The following is a 2,629-nucleotide window of genomic DNA, read 5'->3' as shown; positions in this document are numbered from 1 at the left end:
AGGCTCACTAGATGTCATTCTGAGGGAGCAAAGCGACCGAAGAATCTCGGGGGCAGAAACCTTCTTTTCATGCATAGGGGTCTAGGTTTAGAATACCCGTGCAAAACAGAGCAATAAGGACGCGATCGATATGGCAGAAGTTAAACTATATGACACGACGCTAAGAGACGGGGCGCAGCGCGAGCGCATCTCGTTCTCGGTAGCCGACAAACTAAAAATCGTACACGAGCTGGATAAACTCGGTATCCACTACATCGAGGGCGGATGGCCGGGCTCAAATCCGAAAGACATAGAATTCTTCGAGCGCGTTAAGAATATCAAGCTAAAAAACTCAAAGATCGTCGCTTTTGGAAGCACGCGTCGCAAAGATATCAAACCCGAAGATGACCTCAACTTAAAGGCCTTGGTAGACTCAGGGACAGGTGCGGCGTGCCTCGTCGGCAAGTGCTGGCATATCCATGTCGAACGTGCCCTGAGAACGACTCTCGAAGAGAACCTCAACATGATCAGCGACTCGATCGCCTTTTTGAAACAAAAAGGACTAGAGGTCTTCTTTGACGCCGAGCATTTCTTTGACGGCTACAAAGACAAACCCGATTACGCGATTGCGGCGCTAAAAGCCGCCGAGAGCGCGGGTGCCGATTGCCTCGTTCTTTGCGATACAAACGGCGGTACGATGCCCTTTGAGATCAAAGAGATCATCGAGGCGGCACAATACAACGTGACCATGCCGCTCGGGATACATGCCCACAACGACGCCGAGTGCGCCGTTGCAAACTCAATAATTGCAGTACAGGCAGGGGTTAGCCAGGTGCAGGGGACGATCAACGGCTACGGCGAGCGCTGCGGCAACGCCAATCTCTGCTCGATAATCCCGGCGCTACAGCTTAAGCTCGGAATCGAGGTAATGCGCCCCGAGCAGCTAAAATTATTAACAGAAGCGTCGCTATTCGTTAGCGAAATCGCAAACTTAAGCCCGTACCCACAGCAGGCTTATGTCGGCCAGAGCGCGTTTGCGCATAAAGCGGGCCTGCACACCAGCGCCGTCGAGCGCGAGGAACTCGGCTATGCGCATATCGACCCAGGCCTGGTCGGCAACATCCAGCGCGTGGTGGTTTCCGAACTCGCGGGCAAGAGCACCATCATCCTCAAAGCCCAAGAACTCGGTATCGATCTCTCAAACGAGCCGCACAAAGTGACGGATATCCTCAACAGGATCAAAGGTCTCGAGCACGTTGGGTATCACTTCGAGGCGGCGGATGCGTCCCTCGAGATATTGATTAGAAAATCCCTGGGGATACAGCCCCACTACTTTACGCTCGACCGTTTCCGCGTGATTATGGAAAAGCGCGAGGACGGCAAGGTTGCAACCGAGGCGTCGATTAAATTGCAGGTCGGCGGTGAGGAAGTAATAACCGCTGCGGAAGGGAACGGTCCGATCAACGCACTGGACAGCGCGTTGAGAAAAGCCATCCAATCGGTCTATCCGGCATTGGCGGATATCGAGCTAAACGACTTTAAAGTGCGCGTGCTCGATGAGACGAAGGGTACCGGTGCCGTGACCAGGGTACTTATTGAGAGTGGTGATGGCAGGAGCACCTGGGGCACAATTGGAGTCTCAGAAAACATCATCGAGGCAAGCTGGCACGCCCTTGTTGACAGTATCGAGTACGGCCTGATGCACAAGCGTGTGCATGAAGAAAACGGTTTTAACGGTTTTGATGGAATTAATGGAATAAACGGTGTTAACGGGCACAGCACGCCGGCAGAAACTAAGAGTAGTGAGACCGGCGGAGGTTAAAGTTGAAATTTGTTCGATTTACCTACGGTGGCCCGATCGCATACGGCATCCTCGAAGGCGATGAGGTCTGCGTAATCGACGGCACGCCTTTCAAGCCGTTCACACCCACGCAGAAGAAGTATCCCCTCGATAAGATAAGGATATTAGAGCCGACAACGCCCTCCAAGGTGGTGGCGGTCGGCCTGAACTATACGGATCACGCCCGCGAACTCGGTATGGAGATGCCCGACGAACCACTCATCTTCCTCAAGCCCCCTTCGACGGTTATCGGCACCGCCGATGACATCATCTATCCGCCGATGAGCAAGTGGATCGAGCACGAGGCCGAGCTGGCAATCGTAATCAAGGAGACAACGCGGCAGGTCCCTATCACCAAGGCTATTAACTATATCCTGGGCTATACCTGCGCAAATGATGTCACCGCACGCGATCTGCAGAAAAAGGACGGCCAATGGACGAGGGCCAAAAGCTTCGATACCTTCTGCCCCATCGGCCCCTATATCGTCACACCCACGGATGTCGATCCGCGTCACCTCGATATCAAATTAACCGTAAACGGTGAGGTCAAGCAGTCTTCGAACACGATCAACATGCACTTCAAACCCGAGTACCTCGTTTCATATATCTCCCATATCATGACCCTCTGCCCCGGCGATATCATTCTCACCGGCACGCCACCAGGCGTAGGCCCGATAGTCCCCGGCGATGTTATGGAGATCACAATAGAGGGGATAGGGGTTTTAAGGAATAAAGTAATAAAGCTATAAGTAGGCAGTGTGTGGGCCGAGACAGCGGGTTTTAGTAGGCAGTAAGCAGTGCGTGGGCCGA

Annotated in this window: 2 protein-coding genes; both read left to right on the top strand. The window is 53.3% G+C overall.

Translation table 11 applies throughout. The features are described 5' to 3' along the window. Positions 1–130: 130 nt before the first annotated feature. Positions 131–1,801: a citramalate synthase gene (cimA, locus tag COY37_RS00525; RefSeq protein ID WP_286678699.1), complete on the top strand. Its 1,671-nt coding sequence runs from the start codon at positions 131–133 to the stop codon at positions 1,799–1,801. A gap of 2 nt (positions 1,802–1,803) precedes the next feature. Next, positions 1,804–2,568: a fumarylacetoacetate hydrolase family protein gene (locus COY37_RS00520; RefSeq protein WP_286678698.1), complete on the top strand. Its 765-nt coding sequence runs from the start codon at positions 1,804–1,806 to the stop codon at positions 2,566–2,568. Positions 2,569–2,629 lie beyond the last annotated feature (61 nt).

The organism is Candidatus Aquicultor secundus, assembly GCF_002791875.1.
Classification (GTDB): Bacteria; Actinomycetota; Aquicultoria; order Aquicultorales; family Aquicultoraceae; genus Aquicultor_A; species Aquicultor_A secundus.
This window is presented reverse-complemented; position numbering and strand designations above follow the sequence as displayed.